This window comes from Microbacterium sp. SS28 (assembly GCF_022761035.1).
In the GTDB taxonomy this organism is placed as follows: Bacteria; Actinomycetota; Actinomycetes; order Actinomycetales; family Microbacteriaceae; genus Microbacterium.
The window spans coordinates 684,675-701,246 of record NZ_JAKWJP010000001.1 but is presented as its reverse complement, the minus strand read 5'-3'; the positions used below and the strand labels follow the sequence as shown (position 1 = coordinate 701,246).

Below are 16,572 nucleotides of genomic sequence, written 5' to 3'. Positions count from 1 at the left end.
GCGTCGCACGCCTCAGACGGTCGGTCGCACCTCGAAGCCGGTCTCACCGGCGGGCGCGGCATCCGTCACCGAAGCGCTGCCGACGTGCGATCCCGGCGGCCCCTCGGCCATCCACGCCAGCACCTCGTCGACCTGCTCGGGAGTGCCTTCGACCTCGGCCTCGACGGTGCCGTCGCGGCGATTGCGCACCCAGCCCGCGACACCGGCCTCGCGCGCGACAATGCGCATCGTGTAGCGGTAGCCGACGCCCTGGACGTCGCCCGAGACGATCACCCGCACGCGGCGCATGTCTCCATCGTGCCGCACGAACCGCGGAACGCGGGCTGTCGCCGCCGGGCGAGGGGATGACAGGATGCCGTCATGGGAACCGTCGACGACTACCTCGCAAGCCTCGAGCCCGCCGACCGCGCCGCGATCTCGCACGTCTACGACCTCGCGCGCGAGCTCGTGCCCGAGGCGGAGCAGGGCGTGGGATACGGGATGCCGGCCCTCGTGTACCGCGGGAAGCCGCTGCTCTCGGTCATGCGCGCCAAGAAGCACATCGGCCTGTACCCGTTCAGCCCCGACGCCGTCTCGGTCGTCGCGGACGAGCTGCCGCCGGCAGACGTCGCGAAAGGGACTCTCCGGTTCCAGCCGGAGGCGCCGCTGCGGGACGATCTGGTGCGCGCCCTCGTCGCCGCGCGCAAGGCGCAGATCGAAGGCTGAGCCGGATCCGGCCGTCGACCTGCCTCAGTCGGCGAGTGCCGCGCGCCGGCGAGCCGCCACGAGTTCGGGCACGTGCTGCTGCGCCCAGTCGCGCATCGTCTGGATCGCCTCGAGCAGCGATCGGCCGAGCGGTGTCAGGGTGTACTCGACGCGCGGCGGCGACTCGCGGAAGGCCTCCCGCGAGATGAGCCCGTCGGTCTCGAGCGCGCGGAGGGTCTCGGTGAGCACCTTCGCCGTCACGACCCCGACGCGCGCCTTGAGCTCGGTGAAGCGCAGGGGCGTGTCGCCCGCGAGAGCGAGGATGACGAACATCGTCCAGCGCTCGCCGATGCGTGCGAACACGATGCGGCTGGGGCAGTCGGGATCGAGGACATCCATCGGCGGAGCGACGCGGGGGGCGGTTTCGGGGCTCATGGTCTCCTCGCAAAGGTCGTCGTCGTGCTTGGTTACCTTGAGGGTCGTTCCGTTGAAGTAACCGGTTTCTGATCCATACCGTTGGAGTATGAAGATTCTACTGACCGGTTCCACCGGCTACATCGGCTCCGCCGTACTCGAACGTCTCGTCGCCGCGGGTCACGACGTCATCGCTCCCGTGCGCTCGGCGCGGGCCGCCGAGGCCGTCGAGGCGCAGGGCGCCCGCGCCGTGCAGGGCGACGTGACGGATGCCGTCTGGTTCGGCGAGCAGCTGTCGCAGGCCGACGCGGCAGTGCACGCGGCGGCTCCCTCCGAGGGTGCCGAGGCGTTCAACGCGAGCGTCGTCGACTCCGCGATCGCCACCTTCGCGGGGACCGGCAAGCACTTCGTCCTGACGAGCGGCATCTGGCTCTGGGGTGCGGGCGCCGACATCGACGAATCCACACCTGCTGCCGCTCCCGCGCTCGTCGCGTGGCGCGTCGCGATCGAGGACCGGCTGCTCGCGTCCGACGTCGAAGCCACGGTCATCGCCCCGGGCGTCGTCTACGGACGCGGTCAGGGCCTCGTCGATCTCATCGTCGACGCTCCGCGCACCCAGGACGGTGCGCTGCAGCTCATCGGGGACGGTGAGCAGCGTTGGACCTGGGTGCACGTCGACGACCTCGCCCGGCTCTACGAGATCGCGCTGGAGAGCCCGCAGGGCCTCGGCCGCGTCATCGCGTCGGACGGCTCGTCGCCGACCGTGCGCGAGATCGCGGAGTCTGCCGCCGGCGCGGACGGCGTCGTCGCGGGGACGGCGGATGCCGCGCGGGACCGGTTCGGCTCGGCGTTCGGCGACGCGCTGCTGCTCGACCAGCGGGCGTCGGGCGCGAAGGCCCGAGCGCTCGGCTGGACGCCCGAGCACACGGGCGTCCTCGCGGAGCTCGCACTGCCGGCATCCGTCTCCTGAATCGGTCCGAAGGGCGCCCGGGAACTGTTCCCGGGCGCCCTTCCGGGTCGTCGTTCAGTGGGGGAGGACGAGTCCCACACCCAGCCCGATCATGACGACGGCGATGATCGCGTCGAGGATGCGCCACGCACGCGGCGTCGCGAGCCACCGGCCGAGGTAGCGGGCCCCGAACGCGAGCCCGAAGAACCACGCGATGCTCGCGGCCATGGCGCCGGCGGCGAAGAGCCAGCGGTCCTCGCCGTGTGTGTTCGCGACGGTGCCGAGCAGGAAGACGGTGTCGAGATAGACGTGGGGATTGAGCCAGGTGAGTGCGAGGCACGTCAGCACGACGGTGAGCAGGCGCGAGCGCGTCGCGACGACGGTCGCACCGTCGGCCCCGCCGTCCGCCGGTGCGGGCGAAGCGGATGCCGCGGCATCCGTCCCCGTGACACGCAGGGTCTCTCCGCTCGGACGCCAGGCGCGGCGCGCCGCGAGCAGTCCGTAGCCGACGAGGAACGCCGCACCCGCCCAGCGCACGACCTCGACGAGCCACGGCACAGCCGCGAGAACGAACCCGACGCCCGACACGCCCAGGGCGATGAGGAGGGCGTCCGAGAGGGCGCAGATCGCCGCCACGACGAGCACGTGCTCGCGGCGGATGCCCTGGCGCAGCACGAAGAGGTTCTGCGCGCCGATGGCGACGATGAGCGAGAAGCCGAGTCCGAGACCGGCGAGAACGGGTGAGAGCACGAGGACGACGCTACGGGCCCTGTCTGCATCAGTCCAGCTCATGATTCTTCAGGTGCATTAGCCTGATTCATGATGCGCATCCCGATCGAGCTCGCCGAAACCCTCGCCGCCGTCATCGACGAGGGGACTCTGGATGCCGCGGCCCGCCGCTTGCACGTCACCCCGTCCGCCGTGAGCCAGCGCGTCAAAGCGCTCGAGGAGCAGCTCGGCCGCGTCGTCCTGGTGCGGTCCAAGCCCGCACGCGCGACGGAGGCGGGTGCCGCGATCGTCCGCCTTGCGCGGCAGCTCGCGCTGCTCGAGCACGACGCCCTCGCCTCGCTCGGAGCGGGGGAGGGCGAGGATGCCGTCGTCTCGGTTCCGCTCGCCGTCAACGCCGACTCGCTCGCGACGTGGTTCCTCGAGCCGCTCGCGCGGCTCGCTGTGCGGCATCCCGTCGTCTTCGAACTGCATCGCGACGACCAGGACTTCACGGCGGGCCTGCTCGAATCGGGCACCGCGATGGGTGCCGTGACCTCGCGCGCCGAACCCGTCGCCGGGTGCCGCGTGAGCCCGCTCGGCACGATGCGGTACGCAGCCGTCGCGACGCCGGACTACGCCGCGCGCCTGCTCGCAGGCGGTGTGACGCGCGAGGCGCTCGCCGTGGCTCCGCTCGTCGACTTCGACCGACGTGACGACCTGCAGTCGCAGTGGCTCGCCGCGCAGGGCGTCGATCCCGCGGCGCCGCCGCGCAGCTACGTGCCCGCCTCGAACGACTTCGCGACCGCGATCAAGCTCGGGCTGGGCTGGGGGCTGCTGCCGGGGTTCCAATCCGACGCAGAGCTCGCCGACGGCCGGCTCATCGCGCTCGGCGGTCCGCCGATCGAGGTGCCGCTGTACTGGCAGCAGTGGAACCTGCGGTCGCCCCTGCTCGACGCGATAGCCGACGAGATCGTCTCGGAGGGCCGGCGCGTGCTCGCTGTGTGATCAGTCGTCGCTCACGCGCAGGACGATCTTGCCGCGTGTGTGGCCCTCTTCGAGCTCCGTGTGGGCGGCTGCCGCCTCTCCGAGATCGAAGACGCGGTCGATGTAGACCTGCACGGCGCCCGAGTCGAGCAGCCGGCCGACAGTCGCGAGCGCGCCGCCGTCGGGGATCACCTTGTAGCTCGTGGCCCGCACACCCGCGGCAGCGGCCGCCTCGGCGTACCCGGGGAACGAGCCCGTCGGCACGAGCACGTAGAGGCCGCCCGGACGCAGGGCGCGCAGCGACCGCGTGCCCGTCTCGGCGTGGACGTTGCCGACGAGGTCGATCACGACGTCGAACTCGCCCGCGACCTCTTCGAATCGGCTCGAGGTGTAGTCGATGACGGTCGAGGCGCCCAGTTCGCGCAGCCAGGAGGCGTTGCGCGCGGATCCCGTCGCGGTCACGCGTGCACCGAAGTACGCGGCGAACTGCACGGCGAAGTGCCCGACTCCGCCGCTCGCGGCGTGGATCAGGATGCGCTGCCCCTCATGCGCGTGCGCCGTCTCGACGACGAGCCCCCACGCCGTGAGGGCGGCGAGCGGAACGCCTGCCGCCTCGACGTGCGAGAGCGACGAGGGCTTGCGGGCGACCGAGAGGGTCGGCGCCACGGCGTATTCGGCGTAGGAGCCCGGAGACCGCGGGAACGACAGCATCCCGAACACCTCCGTCCCGGGCGGGAAGGCGTGCGCCTCGTACGGCGACTTCACGACGACGCCGCTGAAGTCGTAGCCGAGCACGGCGGGGTAGGCAGGGATCGACGACGAGACGCCGGCTCCGCCGCGCGTCTTGGCGTCGATCGGGTTGATCCCCGCGGCCACGACGCGCACGAGCAGCTCGCTCAGCACGGGACGGGGAACGGGGACGGATGCTTCGCGCAGCGACGAAGCCGGGCCCGCGCCGTCGACCACGATCGCACGCATCAGATCGGGCGGATCGGGCATCGTGATGGGCTCGCCACCGTAGGGCGATGTCTGTCGCAGCGGCCGGAATCGCATCGGACGCTCCCCTTCCCCGTGCATGTCGACGTTGGCAGCACTGGTGCCGTCTCGTGCTGACAGTCAACCCCGCGATTGTCTCGCCCGTGTTACACGGGTGCTACCGGGTCGAAAAAGTGTTCCTTCGTCAGGGGGCCGTGCCATGTGAGAGCGCGTGCAGCAGGACAGTGAGGCGCTCGATGTCGGCGATCTCCCATCGGTCGAGCGCGTCGATCAATCCGTCCTCGCGCGGGTGCCGTGCGGCGGACAGCCGCTCGAGGCCCTCGGGGGTGGGGGAGAGCAGCACGGAGCGCCCGTCCGCGGGGTCGGGCACCCGGCTCACGAGGCCGAGGGTCTCGAGCTCGCGGACCGTGCGACTGATCTGGCCCTTGTCGGCCATGAGCGACTCGGCGAGGCCCGAGATCGTCGTGCGCTCGAGGCGCACGATCGTCGTGAAGACCTTGTACGCGCCCGGCAGCAGGCCGGGGCTCACGCGGTCCGCGTTCTCGGCGAGCACGCGCCGGAACTGCGTGATGAGTTCGCCGAACTCGGCCTCGAGGGCCCGCACCGCGTGGGTGCGGGCCTCCGAGGGCTCGAGTCCGGTCATCGTGATCGACATTAGCGGCGGGCGGGTCGCTCGGCCGCGGCATCCGTCGGCTCGACGCGCTGTGCATCGGCCGGTGCGGCATCCGTCGACTCGGCGTCAGCCGTCGCTGTCAGGACGTCCATGCCCTCGGGGACCGAGACTGTCGCGAGGTCGGCCTCGCTCGCGCTGATGCGCTCGCTCGTGGTCATCTTGGTGAGCGGCTTGTTCGGCAGGAACACGATCGCGATGAGGCTCAGGATCGCGAAGGGGACCGCGATGAGGAACGAATGCGAGATGCCCTGCGCGTAGATGTCCTCGAAGATCACGCGGACAGCCTCGGGCATCGTCGAGACCTGCGGGAGCACGCCGCTCTGCAGCTGCTCCGCGACAGCGGCGCCCTTGTCTCCCAGGCTCATGATCGCGGCCGTGAGGTCGTCCTTCGCACCGGCCATGAGGTCGGTGACGCTCGCGGCGAGGGCTGCGCCCATGACCGAGACGCCGATCGTGCCGCCGAGGCTGCGGAAGAAGGTGACACCCGAGCTCGCGACGCCGATCTCGGTCGGCTTGGAGGTGTTCTGCACCACGAGCACGAGGTTCTGCATGGTCATGCCGACGCCCGCGCCGAGCAGGAACATGTAGAGCGAGACGAGGGCGAAGTTCGTGTCGTAGTGGATCGTCGACAGCAGGTACGAGCCCGCGATGAGCAGAACCGAGCCGACGACGAGGAACGCCTTCCAGCGGCCGAATCGCGTGATCATCGCGCCGACGCCGATCGATGCGAGCAGCAGGCCCGCGATCATCGGGATCGTCATGATGCCGGCCTCGGTGGGGGTGGCACCGCGTGCGAGCTGCATGTACTGGCTGAGGAAGACGGATGCTCCGAACATCGCGATGCCGGTCGCGATCGACGCGATGACGGCGAGCGTGAAGGTGCGGTTGCGGAACAGCGAGAGCGGGATGAGGGGCTCGTCCGAGCGCAGCTCGACGACGATGAAGAGCGCCGTCGCGAGGAGCGCGCCGCCCACCATGAGGGCCGTTTCGGTGCTCCACCAGTCGAACGAGTCGCCGGCGAGCGTGACCCAGATGAGGAGGAGCGAGACGGCGACCGAGAGCAGCACGATGCCGAGGTAGTCGATGCGCGCCTTCTGCTTGGGTCGCGCCGGCAGGTGCAGCGTGCGCTGCAGGATGACGAGCGCGAGCACGGCGAAGGGGAGTGCGACGAAGAAGTTCCAGCGCCAGCCGAGCGAGTCCGTGATGACGCCGCCGAGCAGCGGGCCGCCGATCGTGGCGACGGCCATGACGGCGCCGAACAGGCCCATGTAGCGGCCGCGCTCACGCGGGCTGATGATGTCGGCCATGATGACCTGGCTGAGCGCTGCGAGGCCGCCCGCGCCGATGCCCTGGACGGCACGGAACGCGATGAGCATCTCGGGGCTCTGCGAGAAGCCGGCCGCCGCGGTGGCGAGGACGAAGATCGCGATCGCGAGCTGGATCAGCAGCTTGCGGTTGAAGAGGTCGGCGAGCTTGCCCCAGATCGGGGTCGAGATCGCCGTCGTGAGGAGGGTCGAGGTGACGACCCAGGTGAAGGCGGCCTGGTTGCCTTCGAGGTCGTGGATGATGACGGGCAGCGACGTCGAGACGACAGTCGAGGCGAGCATCGAGACGAACATGCCGAGGAGGAGGCCCGACAGAGCGGGCAGCACTTCACGCGCGGGGCGCGGAGCGCTTTCGACCGCGACCGGCGCGGTGGAGGAGACAGCAGACATGCAGATCCTTCGGATCGAGTGATTGCGGGGGCGCGGCGACGATGGCGCAAAGATGGTTGATTCAGATCAACAGTTGAGAAGTGTCAACTATATGCGCATCGTTGACCGATGTCAACTATTCTCTGGAATCAGCCGTCGACGCCGGCGAGTCCGGCTTGATCGAGATAGGCCGGGACCGCGGGAGGATGGGGACATGTTCAGCGTTGAGCTCACGCTCGATGCCGAGACCGAGGCCTCGGTGCGCGACGACTGGGATCGCCTCCTCGCGGCGGACCTCCCCAGCTCGGGGCGCAACCCTTCGCCGAGCAATCGGCCCCACATCACCGTCGCGGTGCGCGACCGCCTCGACGCCGTCGCGTTCACGCGCGTCGCGGCTCTCCTGCCGATCCGGCTCGAGCTCGGCGGCGCGCTGCTGCTCGGCCATCGCGAGCGCTACGTCCTCGCGCGGCACGTCGTCGTCAGCGCCGCGCTGCTCGATCTCCACCGCGCAGTGGCCGACCTGGCGGGTCGCCCCGAACCTCGATACTCCAACACGGGACCCGACCGGTGGACGCCGCACGTCACGCTCGCGAGGGGACTCACCGCCATGCGCCTCGCCACGGCGCTGCGCACCATCCGTGCCGCGAACGTCGTGGGGGAGGCGGTGGGCCTGCGCGTCTGGGACGCCGAGGCGCGCACGATCACGACGCTCGGCTGAGCGGGCGGGCTCGGTCGGTGGGCGGGTTCAGTCGGCGAGTGCGAGGGCGCGGAACGGCTGCCGCGGAGCCTCCGGCTGAGGCATCCGTTCGCCCGTCCTCGCCCGCCCGGCCACATGCCGGCGGTGCAGCTCGTCGATGAGGGCCGTCGCCAGGCGCACGAGCTTCGCGATCTCGGCGTCGTCGCGCTCGACCCACGCGCAGCGGGGCTCGTCGCCGACGGGGATGAAGTCGCGGTGCTGCTCCCACGCGACGAGCGTCCGCTCGGCGCCCAGGACGTGCTGCTGCCACCACACCTGACGCATGTAGGAGCGCGGGATGCTGCGCCACGCCTTGTTCGTCGTCTTGATCTCGGCGAGCACGACGCGGCCCGCGGCATCCACGACGACACCGTCCGGCGTCGCGAGGTGCCGCTTCTCGACGACGGCGTGGAAGAGGGCCGACGAAGGCTGGATGCCGTGCGTCGCGGCGACCCACGACGCGATCTCGGGCTCGCGCAGCCGGCCGTGCGCCGTGTAGGCGTTGCCCGAGAAGCCCGAGCCCAGCAGCTTCGCGTCGGCGGCGCGGGCGATCGCGTTCGTGGAGGTGAGGGTCGCGACATCCGTCGCCGTGATCCCGCGCGACCGCGCGCGCACCCAGGCGACCCGGTCGCGGGAATCCGCGACGATGCGGGCGGCGAGTTCGGGTGTCACGCCCTCCACCGTACGTCGTCCTTCCGGCGCTGGCTGCTGTGCCACGCCCGAACCGGCGGGCTCGCTCAGGCCGGCCCCTCGCCGATTTGGGGGAGGGCGCGACGTCGCGTAGACTCGACGTAAGCCGAAGACCGCCGGTCATCGACGTGCGCTTGCGCACCGAGATCGAAGCTCTGCGAATGCAGGGGCCCGCGCAGGTGTGCGAAACCTCCTCCCGAATCGGGATCACGAGCTCCGTGCGCTTGCGCCGGAGCTTCTTTCATTTTCAGGCGACCGGATGCCTCGGCCGACGCCCCGCCATCGCGGGACGTCTCTTTCACACACCTCGCGGGATCCGTCCCGTGAGGCGATCAAGGAGTGGCCATGGCGCAGAAGGATGCATCGGTCGCCGAGCTCACGAAGAATTTCGAGGACTCGACCGCCGTTCTGCTGACCGAGTACCGCGGTCTGACGGTTGCCCAGCTCAAGGAGCTGCGCACAAGCATCCGTCAGGACGCGGAATACGCCGTGGTGAAGAACACGCTGACCAAGATCGCCGCCAACAAGGCGGGTATCTCGGCTCTGGACGACGACCTCAAGGGTCCGTCGGCCATCGCTTTCGTGCACGGTGACCCGGTCGCCGTCGCGAAGGGTCTGCGCGCCTTCGCCAAGGCACACCCTCTTCTCGTGATCAAGGGCGGTTTCTTCGACGGAAACGCCCTGACCGCGGAAGAGGTCAACAAGCTCGCCGATCTCGAGAGCCGTGAAGTCCTGCTGGCGAAGCTCGCCGGTGCGATGAAGGCCTCGCTGACCAAGGCGGCATACGTCTTCAACGCGCTTCCGTCGAAGGCCGTTCGCACGGTCGACGCGCTGCGTGAGAAGCAGGAGTCCGCGGCCTGATCTCAGGTCTCGGCGTAAGAACCCCCAATAAGGAGAATCATCATGGCAAAGCTCAGCACTGAGGAGCTGCTCGAGGCGTTCAAGGAGCTCACGCTCATCGAGCTCAGCGAGTTCGTCAAGGCGTTCGAGGAGACCTTCGACGTCACCGCCGCCGCGCCCGTCGCGGTCGCCGCTGCCGGCGCCCCCGCCGCAGCCGCCGAAGAGGTCGAGGAGCAGACGGCGTTCGACGTCATCCTCGAGGCCGCCGGCGACAAGAAGATCCAGGTCATCAAGGTCGTCCGCGAGCTCACCTCGCTCGGCCTCGGCGAGGCCAAGGCCGTCGTCGACGGTGCCCCCAAGGCCGTCCTCGAGGGCGCGTCGAAGGAAGCCGCCGAGAAGGCTCAGGCTGCTCTCCAGGAGGCAGGCGCGACGGTTACCCTCAAGTAATCTCGCTGTACCCCGAAGGCCCCGGATGCTCGCATCCGGGGCCTTCGTCGTTTCTCGGGGAAGCGAGCGATGAGCGGCAAACCCCGCCAAATGAGAATGCCCTTTCTCGGCATCCTCAACTTACTCAACCCTGATTTCACGAAGTACTTGCGCTTCACCGGTCGATTTGACAAGAATGAGAAAGCGCATTCCAGAAAGCGCAATCTCACCTCGAAGACGAGACCGGAGGACACGGTGACGACGACGCGCCGCCCGAGAACACGGCCCCTTCGCCGTGCCAGCGGAGCACTGGCATGAGCGCCATCGGCGAGCTCGGCAAGCTCAAGTCCGCCAAGGCGGACGGCAAGAAGCAGAACAAGGCCGCCTATCTCTTCCTGGCCCCCTGGTTCGTGGGACTGGTCCTGATCACGATCGGCCCGATGATCGCATCGTTCGGGCTGTCCTTCACGCGATACAACCTGCTGAGCCCGCCGAAGTGGATCGGCCTGCAGAACTATGCCCGCATGTGGGAGGACGAGCGCCTGCACAGCGCGCTGCAGGTCACGTTCACCTATGTGTTCGTCTCGCTCCCTGCACAGCTCGCGGTGGCGCTGCTGCTCGCGATCGTCCTGGATCGCGGACTGCGCGGGCTTGCCTTCTACCGGTCGGCGTTCTACCTGCCCTCGCTCCTCGGCGCGAGCGTCGCGATCGCGATCCTCTGGCGGCAGATCTTCGGCGTCGACGGCCTGGTGAACCAGGTGCTCGCGACATTCGGCATCGAGGGGCAGGGGTGGATCTCCAACCCCGACACGGCTCTCGGGACGCTCATGATCCTCAACGTATGGACCTTCGGCTCGCCGATGGTCATCTTCCTCGCCGGCCTGCGGCAGATCCCGACGATGTACTACGAGGCCGCGGACGTCGACGGTGCGAGCCGCCGGCAGCAGCTGCTGCGCATCACGGTGCCCCTCCTGACGCCGATCATCTTCTTCAACGCCGTGCTGCAGCTCATCGGGACGTTCCAGTCCTTCACGCAGGCGTACATCGTCTCGGGCGGCACCGGTGGGCCGGTGGACTCGACCCTCTTCTACACGCTGTACCTGTACCAGCAGGGCTTCACGAACTACAACATGGGCTACGCCTCGGCGATGGCGTGGCTCCTGCTCGTGATCATCGGCATTCTGACCGTCCTGATGTTCTGGACCTCGAGATTCTGGGTTTTCTACGATGACCAAGATTGACGACGCCGCCGTGACGGCACCGCTCGCGACCGAGACGATCGTCACCGGCCGCCCTCCCCGTGTGCGACGGCGCAGCCCGTTCCGCAAGCCCCTCACGAGCGTCGTGCGTCATGCGCTGCTCATCGCGCTCGCACTCGCGATGCTCTACCCCGTGATCTGGATGGTCGTCAGTTCGCTGCGGCCCAACGACGAGATCTTCCGCGACCCGAGCATCATCCCGGACAGCTTCGAGGTCGCCAACTACGTCGACGGCTGGAACGCGCTCGCGTACCCGTTCAACGTCTACATGTGGAACTCGGCGCTGATCGTCGCAGGCTGCATCGTCGGCAACCTCACGTCGTGCTCGATGGCGGCCTACGCCTTCGCACGCCTGCACTTCAGCGGGAAGAGAGCCTGGTTCGCGGTGATGCTCCTGAGCATCATGCTCCCGATCCACGTCATCATCGTCCCGCAGTACGTGCTGTTCTCGGAGCTCGGCTGGGTGAACACCTTCCTGCCGCTCATCGTGCCGAAGCTGCTGGCGACCGACGCGTTCTTCATCTTCCTGATGGTGCAGTTCATCCGGGGCATCCCGAAGGAGCTCGACGAGGCGGCGCGCATCGACGGTGCCGGTCACCCGCGCATCTTCCTGCAGATCATCCTCCCGCTGATGGTCCCGGCGCTCGCGACGACGGCGATCTTCACCTTCATCTGGACGTGGAACGACTTCTTCTCGCAGCTCATCTTCCTCACCAAGCCGGAGCTGTACACCGTGCCGCTCGCGCTGCGTTCTTTCGAGGACGCGCAGAGCAGCACCAACTACGCCCAGATGTTCGCGATGAGCGTCGTGTCGCTCCTCCCGATCTTCCTGATCTTCCTGTTCGGCCAGAAGTTCCTCATCAAGGGGATCGCGACGACCGGGATCAAGTGACGCTCGCGTCACGCTCTGCTTCGCGGACCGCCCCCCGGTCCACCCTCATCACACGCACCACCCCCCACACCCGACTTCGGTCGAAAGGATGCAAGACATGCGACGCACCACCACCGCACCGCGCTGGCTGCTGCTGACATCCGCCGGCGCAGCGACGATGCTGACGCTGACGGCGTGCGGCGGAGCCGCTGAGACGCCCGCGACAGCCCCGACCCTCTCCGATGAGCCCGTGACGCTGAGCTTCACGTGGTGGGGCAACGACGTCCGCCACGGCATCACGGAAGAGCTCATCGCGGCCTTCGAGGCCGAGCACGAGAACATCACGATCGAGCCGCAGTACACCGACTGGGCCGGTTACTGGGACAAGCTGGCCACGACGGTGGCGGCGGGCGACGCGCCCGACATCATCCAGATGGACGAGAAGCAGCTCTCGACGTATGCCGCGAACGGCGTGCTGCTCGACCTCGGCACGCTCGGCGAGTCGCTGCCGACGGAGGACTTCCCCGAGGCGGTGCTCGGCACGGGCGCCCTGGACGGGACGCAGTACGGCATTCCGGTCGGCATCAACTCGTACACCTACATGGCCAACCTCGACCAGCTCGAGGCCCTCGGCATCGACGTGCCCGACGATGAGACGTGGTCGTGGGACGACTTCGCCGAGCTGACGGAGGAGATCACGACGGCCAGCGGCGGCGCCGTCATCGGCTCCCAGTCGTGGGGCTTCGAGGACGGCGGCCTGAACAACTGGCTCCGCCAGCACGGCGAGTCCCTCTACGCCGAGGACGGGTCGCCCGAGGTCGCGGCCTCCGAGGACACGCTCGCGGAATGGTGGCAGCTGCTGCTCGATGTCACGGAGGCGGGCGGCACGCCCGACCCGTCCGCGACGATCGAGCGCGAGTCGGCCGGTCTGGCGGAGTCGTTCACGGCGACCAACCAATCGGCATTCGGTCCGTGGTGGTCGAACCAGGTCGCGGCGCTCCGCGACGCGAGCGGCGAGAACCTCGAGCCCCTGATGGTCCCGACGCCCGACGAGGGCGAGGGCAAGGCCGCGTACTACAAGCCGTCGATGTTCTGGTCGGCGTCGGCCGAGACGGAGCACCCGGGCGAGGTCGCCCTGTTCCTCGACTTCCTCGCCAACAGCGAGGACGCGGCAGATCTGCTGCTGGCAGAGCGCGGCGTACCCGCCAATGAGAAGATCCGCGAGTACATCACACCGAAGCTCGATGCGACCAACCAGGAGGTCGTCGACTTCCTCGACGCGATCGCGCCCCGCGTGGGGGACGCCCCGCCCGCAACCCCTCCGGGCGGCGGTGCGATCGAGACGATCATCGATCAGCACACCCAGCGTGTGCTGTTCGGAGAGCTGACCCCCGAGGATGCCGCGGCGAGCTTCATCGCCGAGCTGCAGCAGGCCCTCGACGACGCAGCCGTATAGACCGGTGTGCGGGGTGCCTGTCCGTGTGCACCCCGCGCACCTCCACCCGCACGGGGCCGGATCGAAGTGATGAGGGGTCCGGCCCCCGGGCACCCCTGCGCCGCGCCGGTGCGGCGGCCCCCGAGCCGCGCCGGCGCGATCGCTCGACGGCGGCCATGCCGTCACCCGCCCGGATGACCGACGATAGAGACACCAGGAACGAGGAGATCGCGTGGTCGACGCCGTACCGCGAGCCATCACGATGGCGCAGGTAGCCCAGTACGCCGGAGTCTCGCCGGCCTCGGTGTCGCGCGTGCTCAACGGCGTCTCGACGGTCGATCCTGCGATCGTCGCCCGGGTGAATCGAGCCGTGGCGGCGCTGAACTACTCTCCGAGCGAAGCGGCCCGCAGCCTCGTCCGCGGGCGCACGCACACGATCGCGCTGCTCGTGCCCGATCTCGAGAACCCGATGTTCCAGGGCGTGCTCAAGGGACTGACGCTCGCGGCCATGCGCGACGGCTACCGAGTGCTCGTCGCGGACAGTGCAGAGACGGTCGGGATCGAAGCCGAGGTCGCGCTCGAGGCGCGCACGAAGTGCGACGCTCTCGTGCTCGTCTCGCCCCGCATGCCCGATGCGCAGCTGCGCGAGCTCATCCAGCGCACGGCCCCGGTCGTCGTGGTCAACCGACGCGTCGACGGCTCGCCCGCGGCGCAGCTCGCCGTCGACTACGAGTCGGCCGTCAAGGAGCTCGCGACGCATCTGATCGGATTCGGTCACACACGCATCGCGTACGTGTCCGGGCCGCCCCTCAGCTACGCCAACGAGCAGCGTGCCCAGGGACTGAGCGATGTCGCGCGGGAGCACCGCGACCTCGAGATCGTCACGGTGGCGGCCGGGTCGAGCATGCAGGACGGCTACATCGCCGCCGACGAAGTGCTCGACACGGGCGCGACGGCCGCGATCGCCTTCAACGACCTCGTGGCGCTCGGGCTGCTGTCGCGGCTGCGCGAGGTCGGGGTCGAGGTTCCGACGCAGCTGTCCATCGTCGGCCTGGACGACATCCCGCTCGCGAGGTTCGCGGCCCCGCCGCTCACGACGATGTCGGTGCCGCGCATCGAGATCGGCCGTCAGGCATGGGAGCGGCTGCGTCACGAGCTCGAGGGCGAGACGAGCGACCACACCCTCTTCTACCGTCCGGCCCTCGTCGCGCGCGACAGCTCGGGACCGGCCTCGCACGCGAGCGGGTGGCTGGGTCCGGCACGGCCCGTCCTGCGACTGGGCTCCACCGTGGTCGCGCAGTACGAGGACGGCGCGGCGATCGACTCGGTGCTCTCGCCGCGACCGTTCCTCAACCACGTCATCTCGCGCACGGGCACGCCGCTGTCAGTCACGCAGCCGACAGACCACCCGCACCACCTCGGCGTGAGTCTCGCGATCGCCGATGTCAACGGGACCTCGTACTGGGGCGGGCGCACCTTCGTCCGCGACGAGGGCTCGATCATGGTCCCCAATCAGGGTCGCCAGCGTCGCGATGAGCTGAAGATCGACGGCCACGCCCTTCGCGAGCGGCTCAGCTGGGTCGACGAGCGCGGCATCACGCAGCTCATCGAGGAGCGCGAGCTGACCTCCGCCGAATTCGAGAACGGCTGGGCGATCCGCTGGCGCAGCCGGCTCAAGGCGACGCTCGACGCGATAACGCTCGGCTCGCCCGCGACGAACGGGCGCGTCGGCGCGGGCTATGGCGGCATCTTCTGGCGCTTTCCGCCCGATTTCGCGCGCGGCTTCAGTCCCGCGGGCGAGTCGGAGTCCGACATCCACGGCGCCGTGACCCCGTGGCTCGCGTTCGCGTTCCCCGATCGCGGAACGACGACAGTTCTCGTCCAGGGCGCCGAAGAGCTGCCGTGGTTCGTCCGCGTCGCGGAGTATCTCGGCGCAGGCCCGTCCGTCGCGTGGGACAGCCCGCGAGCCATCCCGGAAGGGGGCGAGCTCTCGCTCGAGCTGACCGCGTTCATCGTCGACGAGGTCCTCGACGCCTCCGCCGTCGAGCGGCTTCTTCCTGCGCTCAGACGGCAGACGGGACTGTGAGCGGCGCGCTGCGCGTCGGCGTCGCAGGCATACACGGACACGGACGCACCCACGTCGACGCCGCGCTGCGGCGCGCGGCGTCCGGCGAGATCGAGCTCGCCGCCGTGGCAGACCCGAGGCCCGGCGGCGAGCTCCCCTCCGGGACGCTCCGCTTCGCGGACGCGGCGGTGATGATGGATGCCGCGGCCCTCGACATCGTCATCCTGAGCACGCCCATCCCGACACACGAGCCGCTCACCCTCCACGCGCTCGAGCGCGGCGCCCACGTGCTCCTCGAGAAGCCTCCCGTGCCCTCGATCGCGGCGCACGAGCGAGTCCTCGCGGCGGCGACGCGCACTCGGCGCGGCGTCCAGGTCGGCTTCCAGTCCCTCGCCAGCGCCGGTATCGAGGCGACGGCCGATGTCGCGGCATCCGGAATCATCGGCGACGTTCGGCATTACGGTGCGGTGGGCCTGTGGTGCCGCTCGGAGGAGTACTGGCGCCGCACTCCGTGGGCGGGCCGCAAGAGCATCGACGGCCGGCTCGTCGCCGACGGCGTCATCACCAACCCCCTCGCGCACGCCGTCGCGACCGCGCTCGCCGTCGCGGGCGCCGCGGAACCCGAAGACGTCGCCGCCGTCGACCTCGACCTGCACGCCGCGAACGACATCGAGGTCGACGACACCTCGTCGCTCGTGATCAGTCTGCGCTCGGGCGCGACGATCGCGGCGGCGCTCGCTGTGACGGCTCCCCGCCGCAGCGAGCCCTATGTCCTGGTGCGCGGCACCCGCGGGCACGCGGTGTACCACTACACGCTCGACCTGCTCACGGTGTCGACGGATGCCTCGCCGCTGCCCCGCACGTACGGATTCGCGCGGACGCCGCTGCTCGACGACATCGTTGCCCACGCGAGATCGGGATCTCCCGTCGCCGTGCCGCTGGCCCGGACGGGAGCGTTCACCCGGGTTCTCGAGGATGTCGTCGCCGCGCCGCGGCCCGCCGCCGTTCCGCGGGGTCATGTGACAACGCTCTCGCGGGACCGCGAGACGTTCCGCGTCGTCGAGGGCGTCGAGCAGTGGGCCGAGCAGGTTGCGTGGGGCGGCGGTCACACCGCGGTCCGACCGCCATGGGTGGGCGAGCGCGCGTGA

At 69.5% G+C, this 16,572-nt stretch carries 18 protein-coding genes; 11 read left to right on the top strand and 7 right to left on the bottom strand.

The window, feature by feature from the left end:
* Positions 1 to 12: 12 nt before the first annotated feature.
* The gene (locus MJ607_RS03290; RefSeq protein ID WP_243074107.1) at positions 13 to 288 is read right to left on the bottom strand and encodes an acylphosphatase; all 276 of its coding nucleotides are present in this window, start codon (positions 286 to 288) and stop codon (positions 13 to 15) included.
* A 72-nt stretch (positions 289 to 360) separates the two neighbouring features.
* On the opposite strand from MJ607_RS03290, the gene MJ607_RS03285 reads away from it, so the two are divergent.
* Positions 361 to 705 (top strand): iron chaperone, encoded by a 345-nt coding sequence (locus tag MJ607_RS03285; RefSeq protein ID WP_243074106.1) that lies wholly within the window; start codon positions 361 to 363, stop codon positions 703 to 705.
* Positions 706 to 729: 24 nt separating this feature from the next.
* On the opposite strand, the gene MJ607_RS03280 is transcribed toward MJ607_RS03285, so the two are convergent.
* Positions 730 to 1,119 carry a helix-turn-helix domain-containing protein gene (locus MJ607_RS03280; RefSeq protein ID WP_243074105.1) on the bottom strand — a complete coding sequence of 130 codons (390 nt, stop codon included), beginning with the start codon at positions 1,117 to 1,119 and terminating at the stop codon, positions 730 to 732.
* A gap of 88 nt (positions 1,120 to 1,207) precedes the next feature.
* Between MJ607_RS03280 and MJ607_RS03275 the strand changes: the two genes are divergently transcribed.
* The gene (locus tag MJ607_RS03275; protein ID WP_243074104.1) at positions 1,208 to 2,068 is read left to right on the top strand and encodes an NAD-dependent epimerase/dehydratase family protein; all 861 of its coding nucleotides are present in this window, start codon (positions 1,208 to 1,210) and stop codon (positions 2,066 to 2,068) included.
* A gap of 54 nt (positions 2,069 to 2,122) precedes the next feature.
* Here the strand turns inward: MJ607_RS03275 and lysE are convergent, their stop codons facing one another.
* Entirely contained in the window at positions 2,123 to 2,839 is a 717-nt protein-coding gene (gene lysE, locus MJ607_RS03270; protein WP_279234286.1) for an L-lysine exporter, read from the bottom strand.
* A 30-nt stretch (positions 2,840 to 2,869) separates the two neighbouring features.
* Here lysE and MJ607_RS03265 point away from each other — a divergent pair, with 30 nt between their 5' ends.
* Positions 2,870 to 3,760 carry a LysR family transcriptional regulator ArgP gene (locus tag MJ607_RS03265; protein WP_374238022.1) on the top strand — a complete coding sequence of 297 codons (891 nt, stop codon included), beginning with the start codon at positions 2,870 to 2,872 and terminating at the stop codon, positions 3,758 to 3,760.
* Here MJ607_RS03265 and MJ607_RS03260 read toward each other — a convergent pair whose 3' ends face one another.
* The 3 genes from MJ607_RS03260 to MJ607_RS03250 form a co-directional block, all read right to left on the bottom strand.
* Positions 3,761 to 4,792, bottom strand: coding sequence for an NADP-dependent oxidoreductase (locus MJ607_RS03260; protein WP_243074101.1), 1,032 nt, complete (start codon positions 4,790 to 4,792; stop codon positions 3,761 to 3,763).
* Between the two features lie 127 nt (positions 4,793 to 4,919).
* Entirely contained in the window at positions 4,920 to 5,378 is a 459-nt protein-coding gene (locus MJ607_RS03255; RefSeq protein WP_243074100.1) for a MarR family winged helix-turn-helix transcriptional regulator, read from the bottom strand.
* 11 nt (positions 5,379 to 5,389) lie between these two features.
* A complete protein-coding gene (locus tag MJ607_RS03250) occupies positions 5,390 to 7,123 on the bottom strand; it encodes an MDR family MFS transporter (RefSeq protein WP_279234285.1) in 1,734 nt (577 codons plus the stop codon).
* A gap of 193 nt (positions 7,124 to 7,316) precedes the next feature.
* Here MJ607_RS03250 and MJ607_RS03245 point away from each other — a divergent pair, with 193 nt between their 5' ends.
* Positions 7,317 to 7,820: a 2'-5' RNA ligase family protein gene (locus MJ607_RS03245; RefSeq protein ID WP_243074099.1), complete on the top strand. Its 504-nt coding sequence runs from the start codon at positions 7,317 to 7,319 to the stop codon at positions 7,818 to 7,820.
* 27 nt (positions 7,821 to 7,847) lie between these two features.
* On the opposite strand, the gene MJ607_RS03240 is transcribed toward MJ607_RS03245, so the two are convergent.
* A complete protein-coding gene (locus MJ607_RS03240) occupies positions 7,848 to 8,510 on the bottom strand; it encodes a YqaJ viral recombinase family protein (protein ID WP_243074098.1) in 663 nt (220 codons plus the stop codon).
* Positions 8,511 to 8,873: 363 nt separating this feature from the next.
* Here MJ607_RS03240 and rplJ point away from each other — a divergent pair, with 363 nt between their 5' ends.
* The 7 genes from rplJ to MJ607_RS03205 all read left to right on the top strand — a co-directional run bounded on the left by rplJ (position 8,874) and on the right by MJ607_RS03205 (position 16,572).
* Positions 8,874 to 9,389 carry a 50S ribosomal protein L10 gene (gene rplJ, locus MJ607_RS03235; RefSeq protein WP_243074097.1) on the top strand — a complete coding sequence of 172 codons (516 nt, stop codon included), beginning with the start codon at positions 8,874 to 8,876 and terminating at the stop codon, positions 9,387 to 9,389.
* Positions 9,390 to 9,431: 42 nt separating this feature from the next.
* On the top strand, positions 9,432 to 9,815 hold the full coding sequence (rplL, locus tag MJ607_RS03230; RefSeq protein WP_243074096.1) for a 50S ribosomal protein L7/L12: 384 nt from the start codon (positions 9,432 to 9,434) through the stop codon (positions 9,813 to 9,815).
* 293 nt (positions 9,816 to 10,108) lie between these two features.
* Positions 10,109 to 11,035, top strand: coding sequence for a carbohydrate ABC transporter permease (locus MJ607_RS03225; RefSeq protein ID WP_243074095.1), 927 nt, complete (start codon positions 10,109 to 10,111; stop codon positions 11,033 to 11,035).
* The gene (locus MJ607_RS03220; protein WP_243074094.1) at positions 11,022 to 11,945 is read left to right on the top strand and encodes a carbohydrate ABC transporter permease; all 924 of its coding nucleotides are present in this window, start codon (positions 11,022 to 11,024) and stop codon (positions 11,943 to 11,945) included. The genes MJ607_RS03225 and MJ607_RS03220 overlap by 14 nt, the downstream gene beginning before the upstream one ends.
* Before the next feature lie 97 nt (positions 11,946 to 12,042).
* A complete protein-coding gene (locus MJ607_RS03215; RefSeq protein ID WP_243074093.1) occupies positions 12,043 to 13,380 on the top strand; it encodes an ABC transporter substrate-binding protein in 1,338 nt (445 codons plus the stop codon).
* A gap of 211 nt (positions 13,381 to 13,591) precedes the next feature.
* Positions 13,592 to 15,445: a DUF6807 family protein gene (locus tag MJ607_RS03210; RefSeq protein ID WP_243074092.1), complete on the top strand. Its 1,854-nt coding sequence runs from the start codon at positions 13,592 to 13,594 to the stop codon at positions 15,443 to 15,445.
* On the top strand, positions 15,442 to 16,572 hold the full coding sequence (locus MJ607_RS03205) for a Gfo/Idh/MocA family protein (RefSeq protein WP_243074091.1): 1,131 nt from the start codon (positions 15,442 to 15,444) through the stop codon (positions 16,570 to 16,572). Before MJ607_RS03210 ends, MJ607_RS03205 begins: the two co-directional genes overlap by 4 nt.